Here is a 15,772-nt window from a genome sequence, read left to right on the forward strand (position 1 = left end):
ATTACGCGGCTGAGCCCTTTTGTTATTAGTCTTTCATCCTGCCACGGATAGATAGCGCATTCGATGCGGGGATGCAGGGCGCAGGCGGCCAGTCAAACGCCTTTTTTATTTTGACGGATTTAAACGGGTATCCAGCGCGAAGGGTTCTTGAAGTTTTAAAATGTAAGCGCCAGCCGCAACGCTGGGATCAAAAATAAGGTTCCAACTATACTTGGTGACGGCACTGGGGATCGCTATAAATTTGTGCGCCCGGAGAAGTTCATCGCCAAAGTCCTTCTGGGCACGACTAGGGATCCCCGGTATCAGCCAATTTCCATTCGGAACATCCGTCGGGTGAACAATGTGAACCGCGGTGGCGTCATCGATCACTAAGCAGGTCAACGTGTGCGGTACGCGGTCGAGCGTGTAGAATGTTTTGTGCGCGGCAACCTCCAGTATCGCCGTGCCTGGATCGAGGGCGCAATAGACAGCTCTCACTCCCTTATTGTTCCATCTGCCGCCAACTCGGAATGCGCCCTCACCGCTATTCCAGGTACTTGCATGACGTGTCTCGTCCAATCGCCACGCTACCAACTTGCCATTCTCTAGTAGGGTCGGCAAAGGCGTCATGTGTAGACGCCGTACTCAAGTCGCGTGAGATAGTCTTCGACAAGGTCGGCCCCGGCATTCGTCGTCAGTAGCTCTATCGGCGGTTTGCGATCGAGGCCCAGTGCCGGCCGCTTCATCCACCGCTCGGCCTCATCCTGAGACCCAAAGATCTCAGTTGCTCTTGCTAAAACTTTGGCGAACTCGACCGTGCGCCCACTCTGTTCGGGGCTTAACGGCTTCGATCTCCCGCCGAGACGTTGCATCGTCCGCACGCTCATTCCGACGACCTGCTCAAGGTCGGCGTCACGCCTTAGGACGCGAAGCGCATTCAGCAGATGCGTGAGAGACCCGGGCGGCAACCCCTTCCTTACGATCTCGTGAACATCAATGGGATTTTCTAGCTTTCTCTTTAGCAGAGATCGACCGCCGAGCAGTTTGGCTGTTCGCTGGAGGACGAGTTCATCGGTTCTACTTACATGCGCTTGCCCAGGCATCACCGGCCTCCTCGACACGTGTCGTGAATTTAGCGACATGTGTCGTCTACTTCAAGATCTCCGCTATTCGATCGAAGACTTCTTGCCTCTTTACGGTTTCCTAACCGCGTTTGGAGGCGAGTCCGTAGGCCGCAATCATTTTAACAGGAGGCCAGCAAGATTCGGATACACGGGTCGCGATATTGGCGCGGGGCCAAGTGAGTGAGGGTTGATCAGCAATGAAATTGTTCGCGCGTCTCTCAGTAGTAGCCGTCGTCGGCATCCTCGGCTACGCGAGCGAAGCCCTGCTACCCACGTCAGCAGCTGCAACCAGCGATGCCGTGCGCAACACTCTGGCACGAAAGGACTGCAAGCGCGGAACTTTCAAGGACTATTACCTTCAGGGCGAAGGCGGCGATCCGCCTGCCGATTACAAAGGTCGCGTCTATAAACTCAGCCAGGACTATCCCACCGAGCTTCCCGCCAAGGAAGCGTATCCATGGCTGAAGATCCCTTTCAAAGACGGCGGTCCGGTAGACCCAGCCGCTTATCTTCGTGCGCTGTTAGAATATGGCCTTGAAGGCAACGTCGCCGTCGATTTCTACGTCGAGGACAACAAGACGCGTAAATGGTACGGCTCGCCGTGGATGGACTGGAACACGGAAGTCGCGTCCGACTGGCCTGGAACCGACGGCCGCGAATTTGTTCACGGCCTGACTCATGAGTTCGACTCCGCCGGCAATACCTTCGGCGAAAAGCAATTGGAGTTCGTCGATACTTGGGCACAGGCTTACGTCAATGATCGATACGCGTTTGCGTTAGGCCAGGTTTATTGCGATCCCGACGACCCAAAGCCGGGTGCGCTTAATCCTGACCCGACTGGCTTGAACACCATGCCGGACGGTGCCTTCGTCATCAAACTTCTCTTTTCGACCGTGACCGAGGCAGAACTGCCCACGGTCAAGGGCGCTTTGGAATGGGATGCCGACATCTTCGTCAACAAGAGCCCTCACTTCCGCAACGAGGGCCCGTTGTCCCGCTACGAACGCCGCATTGGTAAGGTGCGCCTTATCCAGATCGATCTTCAGGTTCGCGACGAGCGCAGCACGACGGGATGGCTACTCGGAACATACGGCTACGACGGAAACGCGAAGGGCGAAACACCATGGGCGCGGATGACGCCGCTCGGTTTGCAATGGGGCAACAATCCGAAAGTGACGTTCGCCGAATCCTGCAAGGGTCCGAACGGTCCATGCGATTACGATAAGCTGACCGAACAGTGGATCAATCGCCAAGCTGTGAAAGACTTGGCAACTCCGCCGCTGAGCTTCAATCATCTGGGCTTCGGCGGTCGCCTTGCTGGTCCTGTCGACAATCCCAAGAGCTCCTGTATGGGTTGCCATCAGACGGCTGGCTTTCCGATGGTTCCAATCCTCGCGGAATTCGCTCCTAACGGCAGCGTGCTTAAGCTCGACGCGGAAAAGCAGCCTGAAACGGCACAAGGTCTCCGAATGACCTACTTCGGCAACGTCCCGGGTGGCTCGGTCTTCAGCGATACGCAGCTCTATTCGAGCGATTATTCACTTCAACTTGCTATGGGGCTACAGAACTTCGCATCGCGCCGCTGCGCGAAGGATGCAACTCTGCCCCGTCCGATGCTGTGCGTTCAGCTCGCCGAGTGGGTGCGCTTGCAACAGAAGGCAATCGGCGCTGTCCAAGTGTTCGGCACGCCCGGTGTCGGTGGTGCGCCGATAAAACCGGAGTAGTTGTGTTGACGTCTGGTCAAATTGGCTGGAGTAGAGCGTGAGGTTCACCGCGTGCTTCGCACGTCAACGCTCGGTCCCAATGGGATGTGCGCGGCCCGATTTCGACACAGGTTAATATTCCGAGCAAGTAAGTGGCTTGAGTTTTGCTTCCAGTCACATGTCGTCCCTTTTTGGCGCACATGGGAGCGCGGACATGCAGAACACCCTGAAAGTCATCCAATACGAAAAACTCGTCCGCCAGGCCGCCAACAGCCTCGGCATCGACACGCTGGAGATCGCACCATCATCGATTTTGCGTGATGCACTGCACTTCCGTTTCAAGGACACTTCAGGACGCCGGCAAGAGATCTTCGTACCATTCAGAACGAGCCCGTCGGCCATACGAGCTATGCTTCGGCACCTCTACGGACCCAAATCCGCGGCCGGTCCGCGTGCAAACTAAGGGGTTAGTTCGAGGATCAGGTTGACGGGCGTTTGCGACGCCCGTCGCAGATTGGAATATCCGGCTTGCCGTGCCACTTCGCGGAGGCGTTGTTCGCCCGCCTGGGCACCGAGACCGAGCCCAACATTCTGCGACAGCGAGTTTGGCGTGCACGCCATGGCGGATGCGGCGTAATACATCCGGCCTATAGGATTTAGATTTTCCTCCAACCGGTCTCCGGCATAAGGCTCAACCAAGAGCACCTTGCCATCGTGCTTGAGCGCCCTGCGGCAAGACGCGAGCGCCCCAACCGGATCGCCGAGATCGTGCAGGCAATCCATGAAACAGATCAGGTCGAAGTCGCGGCCGTGGAACTCGGTCGCCGTCATGACCTCGAAAGCGATGTTGGTGACCACACCTTCCTCAGTGGCGCGCTTGCGGGCGGTCACGATCGACGCATCATGATAATCGACCCCTAAGAAGCTCGACTTGGGGAAGGCCTGCGCCATCATAATGGTGGAGGCGCCGTGTCCGCAGCCAATGTCTGCAACGCGGGCGCCGCTTTGCAAACGCCCGATGATGCCATCGAGCGCCGGCAGCCAATCGTTGACCAGATGCGCGCGATAGCCGGTGCGGAAAAAGCTTTCGGTGCCGCAGAACAGGCGATGGTTGTGGGCGTGCCAGCCTAGACCTTCGCCCGACCGGAACGTCTCGACGATCAGGTCCTCGTCCAACCAAAACGAAGACGCGACCTCAAAGGCGGACACCATAAAAATGGGGCTTTGATCGTTCGCCAGCACCATCGCCTGCGCCGGCGGCAGGCTGTAAGTCTGTCTCTCGAGATCGTACACAACGTAGCCGCCGGCTGCCTGGTTGGCGAGCCACTCGCGCACATAGCGCTCCCGAACGCCGGTCTTCTTGGCGAGTTCCGCCGTCGTGCAGTCGCCGAGATCGAGCATTGCTTCATAGAGGCCGAGCTTTCGCCCGACATTGACCAGTACACCTGAAAAAGCGGCGCCTAGATCGCAAATGACCCGGCCGATGAAGGCTTCAATGTCGCGCTGTGATGGTGGTGGTATAGGTTGCGTCATGGTCTCGTCCCTTCGCATGGCATCGCCGAAAGCGAACGTCTATGCGGTCTGAATAGTCGGCAAAAATTCAGGCGGTCTTGATATAATCCGCCAAAAGCTTGCGAGTTGGCGCCAATGACAACGAAGGGACGCGCTCCAACCAAGAAAATCGGGCTGCCGACGATCAACCTGGCGAGCGTCGTCTACGGTCTCGACTCTTACTTAAGCTMGCGTGGGGTCGACGCGGAGGATGCTTTGCGCCGAGCCGGTCTCGAGGTCCGAGATCTGACCGATCCTGATCGGCGCGTGCCGCTCATCCGCTATCTCGAGCTGTTGGAAATCTGTGCCGGGCGCCTGTCCGATCCGCAATTCGGACTAAAGTTTGGTGCGCAGTACGAGCTGAGACACGCCGGTGTGATCGGTAATGTCGCCCTGGCCTCACGTACGGTTGGCGAAGCTTTCGAAGCCATAGGGCGGTATTTGCCGACGGTCGTCGACGCAGCCGTGCACGGTATGGAAGTCTCCGACGGCATGGCGTTTGTGTATTTCTATTATATCGACCCGCTGATGATGTCATATCGGCAGAAAGGGGACTGGGCTGTTGCCTTCGCGTGTAATCTCGTGCGTGTCGGCATTGCAGATCCGCGTTGGGTCCCGCATGAAGTCCTGCTGCCGAATTTGCCAGACGAGACGCCTGTGGAACGGCGCACACGTGCGGACATCATGGGCAATAGCATCCGGATCGGCCATCCTTGGGCGGGCATCCGTTTCGATGCCAGTTTGTTGAAGCGGCCCATGGTGACGGCCGACACCGTGATCGGGAGTCTGATGCGTCACTATGGTGATCTTCGGCTCGCTGCACTGCCGGACCAACGTGGCCGGATCGAACAACTGCGTCGCGAAATAGCCTCCGTGCTGGTTAAAGGCGAAAGTGGCATCGAGCACATCGCCGAAGCGACCGGCGTCTCCGTGCGGACGCTTCAGCGGCGGCTAAAGGAAGCCGGCGTCAGCTACTCTGACTTGCAGAATGATGTGCGCAAGACGCTGGCGCTGAACCTATTGGAAAACGAGACGATGGCACTGGCCGAAATTGCCTTCGCCCTCGGCTACTCCGAAGTCAGCGCCTTCAATCACGCCTTCCGGCGCTGGACCGGCCAATCGCCTAGCGATTATCGCCGACGCCGAACCAAGTCGTAAGCTGCTTTCATTTCTTCGCGTTGCTACGTCAAGAAGGCAGGCGAACGAATTTTCCGATCCGCTATACCTTCCGCGGCCTTAAAATAGTAGCATGGGTGGATCGCAGATCCCGCCATTTTACCCGATACCTACAGGCCACTTGAAAAATGCGAAGTCAGTTCAGCGGAACCCTTATTGCGTTGCTGGAAGAGCATGCGGTTGACGAACTGCCGATTAGTATCCGCATTCAAAACGCCATTCGCCGGCAACTCGGAAACGGGAGCCTCAAGGCATTCGATCGCTTGCCGTCGACCCGCCTCCTGGCGAAAGAACTTGCGGTGGCGCGTGAGACAGTGGAGTTCGCTTACCAGCACCTCGAAGCTGAGGGCTATCTCATCCGTGAAAGGGGAAGCGGCACATTCGTTTCTGAAACCGGCGCCCAGCTGGCGATATTCCAGGCCTCACCAGGTCGAAAATTACGCAATTTGCATCTCTCCGACAGGGGCAAGAAAATTCAGCGTGCGGGAGGCGTTCAGGACCCACTTCCACTACCCTTTTCGGCTGCTTTTCCCGATGTGAGATCATTTCCGATCCGGCTTTGGCAGCAAACCGCCTCCCGGATTTCGCGCCGTCTCGGATCGAATGCGCTCGCTTACTGCGATCCTCAGGGATTTTACCATCTGCGGGAGGAGATCGCCCGTTACCTCGGGGCTCATCGCGGCGTCAGCTGTGATGCTGATAACATCGTTGTCCTCACGAGTTCCCAAGAAGCCCTGTTACTCATCGCGACGATGATGCTCGATGCCGGAGATGCCGTCGCGGTCGAGGATCCCTGCTATCCAGGTATCCGCTCGGCGCTCACAGTTTCTGGAGCGGTTCCCGTACCTATCGATGTTGACGACAACGGGATGGTCGTCGAGACGCTGTTACGGCGGACGCCAGCCCCGCGCGGCGCCTACGTGACCCCTTCGCACCAATATCCAACCACGGCGACTCTTAGCCTGGAGCGCCGCCTGGCCCTTATTGAATGGGCGAAAGTGCATCGAAGCTTTATCATCGAGGACGATTACGACAGCGAATATCGCTATGACGGCGCCCCGATTTCTTGCATTCAGGGATTGGATACTTCAGGCAACGTCCTTTACGTCGGGACTTTCACGAAAACGCTTTTTCCGGGAGTTCGTCTCGCCTATTTGGTTGCTCCCTATCATCTCGTGCCGGCGTTCGTCGGGATGCGGACGCTCGTCGACGGTCATTCTGCGGTCTTCAATCAAGCCGTCTTGGCGGAGTTCATGGCGACGGGAGAATTTACGGCGCACATACGACGTATGCGCCAACTGTTCAAAGCAAGACGGGACGCTTTCGTCGAGTCGGCAGAACGCCATCTCGCGCCCTTCGGCGCGTTGCGGGTGCCGGCCGGGGGATTTCAGGCGACCTGGTATCTTCACGATGGGCACCTGGAAGATGAGGTGAGGAGAAGAGCCGAACAAGAGCGCATCATCCTCCCTTCGCTCGGCAACCTATTCATAAAGCGGAGGAATGCCCCCGGATTCGTCCTCGGCTTTGGCGGATTGACGCCTCAAGAGTGCGATGCGGCCGTCAAGCGGCTCGCCCGGATCATCAAAAACGTCCGGCCAAAATAAGTGTGCTGCCGCCTTTCCTTGGCACCGACTGCACCCTTCCAATGTGGTCTGCACCGTATAGCCAAAGTGGATGAATGCAACATTCCACTTCGTGAGTACGGTTTTTCGTCGTTTGAGCACGAATCTGACGGATGCGCACCATGGACAAACCCGCCCTCTCCCCACCTTCCGACCGCACGAAATTACGGCGTTATCACTGGCTCGCCAAATTTGATCGCGAGAGCATCAACCAAATTATCGACGCGGGCATCATTTGCCAGGTGGGATACGTCTTCGACGGGGCGCCCTATGTGACGCCAACGAGCCATTGGCGTATCGATGACCACGTCTACTGGCACGGGTCATCGGCGAGCCGGATGCTGAGGGCTCAGGAAAAAAATATCCCTGTTTGCTTCAGCGTGACGCACATCGACGGCATCGTATTCGCGCGCGCAGCCATGAACCACAATGTTCTCTATCGTTCCGTCATGGCCTTCGGAAATGCGTCGTTGACCGAAGAGGACGAGAAGCGGCATGTTCTCTCGGTCTTCACAAACAGATTGGCACCGGGTCTTTGGGACTATGCAAGAAAGCCGAGCGAACAGGAATGGAAAGCGACGAAGGTCGTCAAGCTCAAGCTCGATGAAGTCGCCGCGAAAGTGAACGATGCCCTTCCTGGCGATGAAGATCCAGACCTCGCATCCGACCGGTGGGCAGGAATGGTGCCATTGGAACTGTCGCAGAAGGCTCCCATCGCAGATCCTCGGTTGGCGAGCACAGTAGCGACGCCCGATTGCGTGACACACTTTTGTTATGCAAGTGTAGCCGGCGATAAATCGGCCTGGACAACAACTCCTTTGAAGGACGACTGAATTTGGCTACGCATCACGAGGAGACGGTGTTGAGCGTCCATCATTGGACGAACCGCCTTTTCAGTTTCACGACAACTCGCGACGCCGGTTTTCGCTTCAACAATGGTCAGTTCACCATGCTCGGTCTGATGATCCATGGAAAACTGTTGCAGCGTGCCTATAGCATCGCCAGCGCCAACCATGCCGATCATCTCGAATTCCTCAGCATCAAGGTCGAGGGAGGTCCGCTGACATCGCAACTCCGAAGTATTTCCGCAGGCGATCGGCTCGTCATCGGACGCAAGACCACAGGAACGCTTGTTCTTGATTATTTGCTACCGGGGAAACGCCTCTATCTTTTGGCAACGGGAACGGGCCTCGCGCCGTTCCTGGCAATCATACGGGATCCAGCGACCTACGAACGGTTCGAACAAGTGATTCTCGTGCATGGGGTGCGGTGGGTCGCGGAACTCGCCTATCACGACTATATCACACGAGACCTTTTGGATGACGAGTTCCTCGGAGACTTCGCCCGCCGCCAGCTGCTTTATTATCCGACAGTCACCCGCGAGCCCTTTCGTAATCAGGGTCGTATCACGACTGCCATTCATGACGGCACTTTGCGTACGGTATTGAACGTCCCCGAGTTAGATTCGGCGCATGATCGGATCATGGTGTGTGGCAACCCCTCGATGCTCATGGATATCGCGCAACTCTTGAAGGAGCGCGATTTTTCGGAAGGTAATACGAGCACCCCGGGAGCATATGTCATCGAACGGGCTTTCGTTGACAAATGAGCCGTTCTGCCGGGCGCTTTCAGGACATCGAATGCCGGGAGCCGTCAGGCTCTATGTGAAGCGGACTGGGACCCAGCGCATCACCGTCGCGCGTGGATCGACGTGTGCGGCTGATGCCTGAACTCCTGATCGAGAGTATTGCGTAGCTGACGAATCCCATCGCCGGCTACGCTGCTTTCTGACTAGAAGCTTACCGTCACGTCCGCATTGAGAACGAACGTCCCTGCCTCCGCTACGAGCGTCGGCGCCGCCGAGGGGCAGGCAATAGAGCTTGTCGAAATCGAAACGAACGTTCTGCCATTGATAGCTCGTCGCTATTGCGCGTGATCGTGCTTCATCTCGGAGTCGTCCATCTGCATCCCGGCGTGATCTGCATCAGAACTGTCCATTGCTCCGATTGCTTCCACTTTGTAGTCGACGTCGACCGTGCCCGCTTTCTCAAAAGTCAACGAACCCTTGATGTTTGTTCCCTGAGCGATGGACTTCTTCAAGCCGACAAACATCAGATGATACGCACCGGGATTGAATTTTACGGTCTCGCCGGGCTTGATCTCCAGGCCGTCCTTAAGCTGGCGCATTATCATCTTGTCTCCGTCCATCTTCATCTCATGGATTTCGACATGATCGGCGTTTTCGAAGGTGCCGCCGTTGAGCTTGTCGGCATCTTTGCCGTTATTCGTGATTGTGAGGTAGCCGGCACCAACGGTCGCGCCCTCGGGCGTCGCGCGTGTCCAGGGATGCGCGATGAGGAGACCGCCTTTTTCGAATTGGTGCGCCGAAGCCATGCCAAACAACGCGAACAAGGCCGTTACGGCAACGATCGCTCGTTTCATTTTCTTTCTCTCCGCTGGCTAAGATCAATTTTGCATTGCAGAAGAACCCAGAAGCGCCGGAGGCATCGTGCCCAATGCCGCGACCAGCGCTAATACAGCGACGCCGCATACGGCTTCGATCATCACATTGCGTCTGAGCGCGTCGATTGTACTCCCCTCGTCAAGTCGGGGAGCGAGACGAAATCGGTTGATGCTGGCGATCGCGACCATGATCAGAAAGATAAACACTTTCAGCAAAAGCAATCGGCCATAGTCAGTGGTTATGAGGAGGTGAAAGCTGCCAACGAGACTCCATGTGTTGATGATACCTGTCGCTGCAATTGTCAGAACGGCGAAGACACCAACGTCGGAAAATCGTCGAGTAATCTCACGGGCTCTCTCATTCGAATGCTGACCCGCTTGAGACTTTGGCCTCCGAAGAAAAATCAGGTAAGGCAGCAATCCTCCGAGCCATGCGCTGACTGCAATCAGATGAAGAACGTCGGCCGTGAGATGAATGCTCAAACCGGGCGAGCTCACGGCATGTCCGGCAAACGCCAGGCCCCCGACCAATATTGCCGTTGTGATGACGATCACCGTCCCGAGCCAACCACTGTCGCTTTTGGGGGACGCCACAAGCACCGCAAGCAGCGCGCCCGCAATAAATCGAATGAGCCAGGCTTTACCAAACTGCGTATCGGAAATGACGGCCGCAGCAGTCCCGTCCGATAGCGTCGCCAAGTAACTGGAGCTATCGATGGCTGCAGCCACGGCTAGGAACCAGCCGAGCGCAGATGCAAATGCGAGTGTTAGGCTGAGCCAGAAAACGCATTTCAACGATCGGACAATTCGGAGGGCCGAAAGATCGCGCACGACCAAGCCGCAAAACAGCACTGAGCCTGCGGCTTGGAACGTGGCTAGGAAATGCAGCGTACGCCAAAAGATTAGCGAATAGTCCACGCCTCGGCCTCGAATTACTTTCCGATGTGGAAGGAGAAACTTCCTTGCGTTTTATGAGTGTCGACCGACAGCGCATGCCACTCGACGGTGTAGGCGCCTGGGCCAAGATTCTTGACGCCAATACGCATCGTGCTGCCGGAAACAGAACTACCTGTATCGACGCGAGCGCCCGTCGAATTGTGTACCTGAGCCCCGCTAAATTTTGGCTCAAGCCCTTCCGTAAAGCGCAACGTCACTTGTCCGGGCGAGCTGCCTATAGTGCTTCCAACCGCTGGGCTGGCACTATCAAGCCTCGCATGGGCTTCGGCGAACGACGCAGTCGCGACAACCGCCAGCGAGATGATCGCGAATTTCGCGAGAAGATTCCTTATCATTGCTGTATTCCTTATTGACTTGCAGCGGCAAACAAAGGCCGCCCGTAGGTATCGGGGAAGATATCATCGAGATAGAAATGAAGCTGACCCATGCCGCCAGCGCCGTCCCCGCTCGCGCGATTGACAGGAATGATCGCCTCACCGCTGATCTGAAACTTGTCACCCACATAAATGATCCCGGGATTAATGGTGCCCGTCGTCCGTTCTCCTTCCACGAAATGGTCCGTTTCCGTGGACAGGTTCCACTCCACGAGGGGGATCAGACGGTTGACGAAATCCGGTAAGCCGACGTCTTCGACGGCCGACTTCAGATAGGGCATGCTATATTGAAGCGATCCACCCCACACGATGGAGCGTGGGTTGAACGTCGTCTCACCATCTTCGATCGTCATGGATTCAGTCGGAATTGCGTAGCCGACTTGGCCAGTGATCGCGAGCGGCTTCAAGTACTTCAACTCCTCAGGTAGAAATCCGAAGCCTTTCCCGACGAAGAGCGTTGGCGCGAAAGTTGTGAAGGGTTCGGCGCCGATTGCACTGCTGCCGGTGCCTCCCCAATCAACGTCGAGAGCGGCCGACATGACGAACTCATCGGCGGGATCGGTCACAAACTGAAATTTGAAGCTCGTTTCGAGATTGTCGAAACCCTGAGCCGTCGCGCCGCTGGGGCCCTTGAGATGCACCCACGTATCCCCCACGGAAATTCCGAAGGTCTCCGTTATTCTTTTGGAGATTTCAGCCGAAATATTGACTTCGCGTGCGGACGGATCATCTCCATTGCGAAATGCAGAGACCGTCGGAAGGGATAGTTCGTCGGCGACACACGGGTCGTCAACATTGAGTGTTGCTGGGAAAAATCTATTGCCCACGAAGCAATGCGCTGATGCGTGGGATACGGGTAGGCAGGCGACGACGGTCGCAACCGCGACCACCCGCATGGGCATGCGAGCCATGGGACCACTCTCCTGTTTGAACGACTGATCTACAAGCGTGTGCTACAATCAGACGAGGCGAGGTGGTCCTCGGTTGAGGATTTGCTCCGGACGATGATCGGCGACGAGTTCGTCGCTCGTGTTGCTGATTTGAACGCCGCCGACCGCCATCGGCGCAACGTGCAGCAACGGCTCGCTAGCAATCCCAAAGTCGAGGGCAGCCAAGCCGGAGCAAATAGGACAGCTTTTCTGGGATGCCGGCTTCTCGTCCGGCGCCCCCGTGTCGGCAACGTATTTGAGACTGCCTTTATGGCAGATGACAATATCGCCTGCGCTCGGTTGAAGCTGTGCCAAGGCGACAGACGTAATGTGGACGGTCAGCACCCACGCATTGAGAAGAGCGCCCAAAACCGCAAGGGCACCTACAGTTCGCTTGAACTGACGCGTTCTCAATCTCCACATAGCGTTACTACCAGCACTTCGGCGCGCGCTGCGCAATGGCGCGACAGTCACAGGGCAAACAGAATAACTTCAGTTACCAGAAAAAATCAGCTCGCTATTTGGTGGCTCGATTCTCGCGGCTCTCCGGCCTATTGGAGCCAGTCCTCCCGTTACAGCCAGAACGAAAAAGCCCCAAAACAACTGCTAGCGGATTGAATGATATGTTCGCGCATTTAGGCGTAATGTACACAAGTGGACATCGTCGGAGGTGAGAAGTTCGCCCACACTTAGGCTCAAGCAAACGTTCATTTTCAAGGAAATGCTGCCGCTGAAGCTGCATAACGGCGCGACGGCAGCCCGCAAGATGCTCCGCCGCCTCGCTCGGGGCTCGACATGTGGTCGGAAGGTAACGCGCGAGCACAAATAACCCTTGGCCTTGATGACGAGTTGAGCCATACAGCTAGGCTATTCGGCAGATTGAGAAAATCTGGCGATTGCAAAGGCGCTCTGCAGGACTGGAAATGAACATCCGGGGGGATGTCGGAAGATCGGAAGCAATGCGCCGGTGGCTCAGCCATCTGGTGCTTTTTGTATTTATCGCTCGTTCCTTCATTCCCGTCGGCTTTATGCCGGATTTTGCCGGCGCTTCGGCTGGTGCCTTCCGGATCGTCATTTGCACAGGCTACGGTCCGCAAATCCTCGATCTCGATGTCAACGGCCACAAGCTTCCTCCGAAATCCGGGGGCTCCCATCACCAGCCTTGCGCGTTTTCTGCGTCGAATGCCGTCGCCGACCTTTATGCCACCGGCATAACCGTTGCCCCATCCGACAATGCGGTTGTGGTCGCACGACATCGTATCTTCGATACATTACCGCCTGTTCGTGCCGGGCCCCATCTCGGCTCGCGCGGACCGCCTGCATTCTCCTGAACCACGTCATCGCAAGACGCAGCTGATCTGCGTCCCTTTCGTGCTTTCGGAGCTTTCCCATAATGCTGTCTTCGTCACTGCGTCGCGCGCCGCTGCAAACAGCCGCCGCATTTTCTATTTCGACCCTTGCGCTTTTGTGTTTTCTGCCAGAGGCGTTCGGCCAGGAGGTCGCCAAGCCAGCTGGCTCTTCCTCATCTTCCCCGCAACTGTTCGACGTGCCGCTGCCGCCCGTCGAGGTCACGCAGCCATCAAATATGCCGGACGAGTCTGCTCGTTCAGCTGCAAAAGCCAAAGGTTCGGCAAACGTCAAAGCAAAGCCGAAGAAGAAGACAACCGTCGCCCAGCAACCGTCCGCCGTTAATCAGGTTCTGCCTTCCACTGAACCTGGCCTCGGCGCTCCATCCGATGGAGCCGGCAATACCGGCGGCCCTCCTGCGAACACCGCTGCCGCGGCCGCTGCAAAGCTTGATGTTCCGAACGGCGCAGGAAGCATGCTCAATCTCACGCCGCGTGAAATGCCTGCAACGCTCAACGTCGTGACTGAAAAAGAAATTGAAGAAAACGGATTGCGCGACATCGTCGAGATATTCCAATCCGTGCCGGGCGTTCTTGTGGGCGATAACCCGGGAGAACCCGGCTCGACTGTCACAAGAGGAATTTACGCGGGTCTCGGATATTCCATCGATGGCTCGCGGGTGACCGATCCCAACTTCGTCTCTCGCAATTACGACTCTTTCAATCTCGAACGCGTCGAATTCTTGAAAGGGCCGGCCTCCGTCGTGTCGGGCACCAATGCTCTCGCTGGCTCCGTAAACATAGTCACAAAGCAGGCCACCACGGATAGAACCTTCTTCGAAGGCATGGCCGAATATGGCAGCTTCGATAGCCAGCGGTTTGGCGCCGGAATGAACGTCGCCCTCAGTCCCGCTGCGGCGTTTCGTTCAACGATCAGCTATTCGAACGCCGATAGCTTCATCGACGATACAAGCTCCGAGAAATTTGCCATCACCAACAACATCCTTTTGAAGCCGTCGGACCGGCTGACGCTGAAAGGATCGGTCGATTATTATCAGGATAAGTTCACACCGCCTTACTGGGGAACGCCCCTTATTCCGCGTGCTCTGGCCAAGGACCCGACGGATGTCGTGAGCGGCTCGGCTGGCTTGGTTCTCGACAAAGCTCTGCGCAGCACGAACTACAATTATCTGAACGGTAAAGCGGAGTCGGACGCTGTATGGCTACGTGGTTCCGCGGACTACAAGTTGAACCCCTATTGGACCTTCAAGAACGAAAGCAGCTATTACACTGCCGACCGCTCTTGGAGAGACGCTGAATATTTCAACTACGACGCCGGGTCCATTACGCGCTCCCCGACCATCATCACGCACGATCACTCGTTCTGGTCAGAGCGCGCAAGCTTCAACTTCGACGGCAATATCGGAGGGCTTCGAAACCGCTTTACAACCGGCGCAGAATACATCGATACGCAATTCAACTCCGCGCGCCACTTTGGCTCGGCGAATGCCGTCGATATCTTCGACCCGGATCGAGGACCGTTTCCAGTAGATAACGCCACGAATTTCGACGATGGCAGGAAAACATATTTCTCGCACTACGGAACGACAGGGGTCTTCCTCGAGAACGCGCTGAACCTTACCCCCTCGTGGCTTGTGCTCGGTGGGCTGCGTTACGAATACATCAATCTCGATCGGAGCATCAGAGACGATAACACCAATCAAATCACGACGGCATTTACGAAGGACTACGAAGACGTCACCTGGCGTGTGGGAACGACCTACGAAATCGTCAAAAACACATCCCTGTTCGCTCAATACGCGACCGCTACCGTACCAATTTCATCTCTGCTGACCGGTTCTCTTAGCAGAGCGCAATTCGACCTCTCGAAGGGGCGCTCAGCTGAGGCAGGTATCAAGTCCACATATTTTGGCGGGCGCGTCACGACAACGGCCTCCTTCTATCAAATCGATCAGGACAACATCCTTACGAACGATCCGAATAATCCCACACAGACTGTTCAGGGTGGAAGTCTCAGGTCCCGTGGCATCGAGCTCGACACCACCGTTGCTTTGACTGAGAGATGGAATGTGACTGTGGCGGGAACCGTAATCGACGCCGAATATACCAATCTCTATCAGAACGTCGGCGGAGAACTCGTCAGCCGAAACGGCAATATGCCGGTAAACGCGTCACCCTATTCACTTTCCGCATCGACGAGTTATCGCTTGGCATCGCTGCCCGCCACCGTCGGAATGTCGGTCAATCGCGTCGGCCCCTTCTACACGGACACTGCAAACACGATCAAAGTGAACGAGCGCACGCTTCTGGACGCGTGGATTTCCTATGACATCGGCGGCGGCACATTGCGAATTCGCGGCCGCAATCTGACCGATGAAATCTATGCATACTGGGCGGACTATAATCCTGGCTCGGTCTATCTCGGGGCTCCGCGAAGCTTCGACGTCAGCTACACCATCAAATGGTAATTTGCATGCGGCCCGGTTCGAGGTTTCTCCGACCGGGCCTCGCGCATTGCAGGATCGCT

At 56.6% G+C, this 15,772-nt stretch carries 16 protein-coding genes; 8 read left to right on the top strand and 8 right to left on the bottom strand.

All coding sequences use genetic code 11. The features are described 5' to 3' along the window. Window positions 1-105 precede the first annotated feature (105 nt). Complete coding sequence (locus AB4Z24_RS15710) at window positions 106-609, bottom strand: RES family NAD+ phosphorylase (RefSeq protein ID WP_441709727.1); 504 nt, start codon at window positions 607-609, stop codon at window positions 106-108. After that, complete coding sequence (gene parS, locus AB4Z24_RS15715) at window positions 606-1,082, bottom strand: type II RES/Xre toxin-antitoxin system antitoxin (RefSeq protein ID WP_441709729.1); 477 nt, start codon at window positions 1,080-1,082, stop codon at window positions 606-608. The genes AB4Z24_RS15710 and parS overlap by 4 nt, the downstream gene beginning before the upstream one ends. Window positions 1,083-1,300: 218 nt before the next feature. Here parS and AB4Z24_RS15720 point away from each other — a divergent pair, with 218 nt between their 5' ends. Continuing rightward, entirely contained in the window at window positions 1,301-2,827 is a 1,527-nt protein-coding gene (locus AB4Z24_RS15720; protein ID WP_441709731.1) for a hypothetical protein, read from the top strand. 193 nt (window positions 2,828-3,020) lie between these two features. After that, window positions 3,021-3,269 carry a hypothetical protein gene (locus AB4Z24_RS15725; protein ID WP_441709733.1) on the top strand — a complete coding sequence of 83 codons (249 nt, stop codon included), beginning with the start codon at window positions 3,021-3,023 and terminating at the stop codon, window positions 3,267-3,269. Here AB4Z24_RS15725 and AB4Z24_RS15730 read toward each other — a convergent pair. After that, window positions 3,266-4,339, bottom strand: coding sequence for a class I SAM-dependent methyltransferase (locus AB4Z24_RS15730; protein ID WP_441709735.1), 1,074 nt, complete (start codon window positions 4,337-4,339; stop codon window positions 3,266-3,268). The two genes, AB4Z24_RS15725 and AB4Z24_RS15730, sit on opposite strands and share 4 nt — an antisense overlap. 114 nt (window positions 4,340-4,453) lie before the next feature. Here AB4Z24_RS15730 and AB4Z24_RS15735 point away from each other — a divergent pair, with 114 nt between their 5' ends. The 4 genes from AB4Z24_RS15735 (at window position 4,454) to AB4Z24_RS15750 (ending at window position 8,764) form a co-directional block, all read left to right on the top strand. Further along, window positions 4,454-5,515, top strand: a complete 1,062-nt coding sequence (locus tag AB4Z24_RS15735) for an AraC family transcriptional regulator (RefSeq protein ID WP_441709737.1) — start codon at window positions 4,454-4,456, stop codon at window positions 5,513-5,515. Between the two features lie 146 nt (window positions 5,516-5,661). Further along, window positions 5,662-7,137, top strand: a complete 1,476-nt coding sequence (pdxR, locus tag AB4Z24_RS15740; protein ID WP_441709739.1) for a MocR-like pyridoxine biosynthesis transcription factor PdxR — start codon at window positions 5,662-5,664, stop codon at window positions 7,135-7,137. A gap of 140 nt (window positions 7,138-7,277) precedes the next feature. Then, a complete protein-coding gene (locus tag AB4Z24_RS15745; RefSeq protein ID WP_441709741.1) occupies window positions 7,278-7,988 on the top strand; it encodes a pyridoxamine 5'-phosphate oxidase family protein in 711 nt (236 codons plus the stop codon). Window positions 7,989-7,990: 2 nt separating this feature from the next. Beyond that, window positions 7,991-8,764, top strand: a complete 774-nt coding sequence (locus AB4Z24_RS15750; RefSeq protein WP_441709743.1) for a ferredoxin--NADP reductase — start codon at window positions 7,991-7,993, stop codon at window positions 8,762-8,764. A 314-nt stretch (window positions 8,765-9,078) separates the two neighbouring features. Here AB4Z24_RS15750 and AB4Z24_RS15755 read toward each other — a convergent pair whose 3' ends face one another. The 5 genes from AB4Z24_RS15755 to AB4Z24_RS15775 are packed head-to-tail and all read right to left on the bottom strand — an operon-like array spanning window position 9,079 to window position 12,301. Next, on the bottom strand, window positions 9,079-9,597 hold the full coding sequence (locus AB4Z24_RS15755) for a copper chaperone PCu(A)C (RefSeq protein ID WP_441709745.1): 519 nt from the start codon (window positions 9,595-9,597) through the stop codon (window positions 9,079-9,081). 24 nt (window positions 9,598-9,621) lie between these two features. Then, a complete protein-coding gene (gene copD / locus AB4Z24_RS15760) occupies window positions 9,622-10,536 on the bottom strand; it encodes a copper homeostasis membrane protein CopD (RefSeq protein ID WP_441709747.1) in 915 nt (304 codons plus the stop codon). Window positions 10,537-10,550: 14 nt separating this feature from the next. Beyond that, on the bottom strand, window positions 10,551-10,910 hold the full coding sequence (locus AB4Z24_RS15765) for a copper resistance CopC family protein (protein WP_441709749.1): 360 nt from the start codon (window positions 10,908-10,910) through the stop codon (window positions 10,551-10,553). Between the two features lie 11 nt (window positions 10,911-10,921). Further along, window positions 10,922-11,860, bottom strand: a complete 939-nt coding sequence (locus AB4Z24_RS15770; RefSeq protein WP_441709751.1) for a hypothetical protein — start codon at window positions 11,858-11,860, stop codon at window positions 10,922-10,924. A gap of 48 nt (window positions 11,861-11,908) precedes the next feature. Next, the gene (locus tag AB4Z24_RS15775) at window positions 11,909-12,301 is read right to left on the bottom strand and encodes a DUF2946 family protein (RefSeq protein WP_441709752.1); all 393 of its coding nucleotides are present in this window, start codon (window positions 12,299-12,301) and stop codon (window positions 11,909-11,911) included. A 500-nt stretch (window positions 12,302-12,801) separates the two neighbouring features. Here AB4Z24_RS15775 and AB4Z24_RS15780 point away from each other — a divergent pair, with 500 nt between their 5' ends. Further along, a complete protein-coding gene (locus tag AB4Z24_RS15780) occupies window positions 12,802-13,209 on the top strand; it encodes a hypothetical protein (RefSeq protein ID WP_441709754.1) in 408 nt (135 codons plus the stop codon). Between the two features lie 62 nt (window positions 13,210-13,271). Continuing rightward, entirely contained in the window at window positions 13,272-15,713 is a 2,442-nt protein-coding gene (locus AB4Z24_RS15785; RefSeq protein ID WP_441709756.1) for a TonB-dependent receptor, read from the top strand. The last annotated feature ends 59 nt before the right edge of the window (window positions 15,714-15,772 follow it).

The organism is Hyphomicrobium sp. 2TAF46 (genome assembly GCF_052114865.1).
GTDB lineage: Bacteria > Pseudomonadota > Alphaproteobacteria > Rhizobiales > Hyphomicrobiaceae > Hyphomicrobium_B.

Excerpts from the sequence above, each read along its gene's own strand:
- AB4Z24_RS15710 (WP_441709727.1), bottom strand. The coding sequence starts at position 609 with ATGACGCCTTTGCCGACCCTACTAGAGAATGGCAAGTTGGTAGCGTGG.
- parS (WP_441709729.1), bottom strand. The coding sequence starts at position 1,082 with ATGCCTGGGCAAGCGCATGTAAGTAGAACCGATGAACTCGTCCTCCAG.
- AB4Z24_RS15720 (WP_441709731.1), top strand. The coding sequence starts at position 1,301 with ATGAAATTGTTCGCGCGTCTCTCAGTAGTAGCCGTCGTCGGCATCCTC.
- AB4Z24_RS15725 (WP_441709733.1), top strand. The coding sequence starts at position 3,021 with ATGCAGAACACCCTGAAAGTCATCCAATACGAAAAACTCGTCCGCCAG.
- AB4Z24_RS15730 (WP_441709735.1), bottom strand. The coding sequence starts at position 4,339 with ATGACGCAACCTATACCACCACCATCACAGCGCGACATTGAAGCCTTC.
- pdxR (WP_441709739.1), top strand. The coding sequence starts at position 5,662 with ATGCGAAGTCAGTTCAGCGGAACCCTTATTGCGTTGCTGGAAGAGCAT.
- AB4Z24_RS15745 (WP_441709741.1), top strand. The coding sequence starts at position 7,278 with ATGGACAAACCCGCCCTCTCCCCACCTTCCGACCGCACGAAATTACGG.
- AB4Z24_RS15755 (WP_441709745.1), bottom strand. The coding sequence starts at position 9,597 with ATGAAACGAGCGATCGTTGCCGTAACGGCCTTGTTCGCGTTGTTTGGC.
- AB4Z24_RS15765 (WP_441709749.1), bottom strand. The coding sequence starts at position 10,910 with ATGATAAGGAATCTTCTCGCGAAATTCGCGATCATCTCGCTGGCGGTT.
- AB4Z24_RS15770 (WP_441709751.1), bottom strand. The coding sequence starts at position 11,860 with ATGGCTCGCATGCCCATGCGGGTGGTCGCGGTTGCGACCGTCGTCGCC.
- AB4Z24_RS15775 (WP_441709752.1), bottom strand. The coding sequence starts at position 12,301 with ATGTGGAGATTGAGAACGCGTCAGTTCAAGCGAACTGTAGGTGCCCTT.
- AB4Z24_RS15780 (WP_441709754.1), top strand. The coding sequence starts at position 12,802 with ATGAACATCCGGGGGGATGTCGGAAGATCGGAAGCAATGCGCCGGTGG.
- AB4Z24_RS15785 (WP_441709756.1), top strand. The coding sequence starts at position 13,272 with ATGCTGTCTTCGTCACTGCGTCGCGCGCCGCTGCAAACAGCCGCCGCA.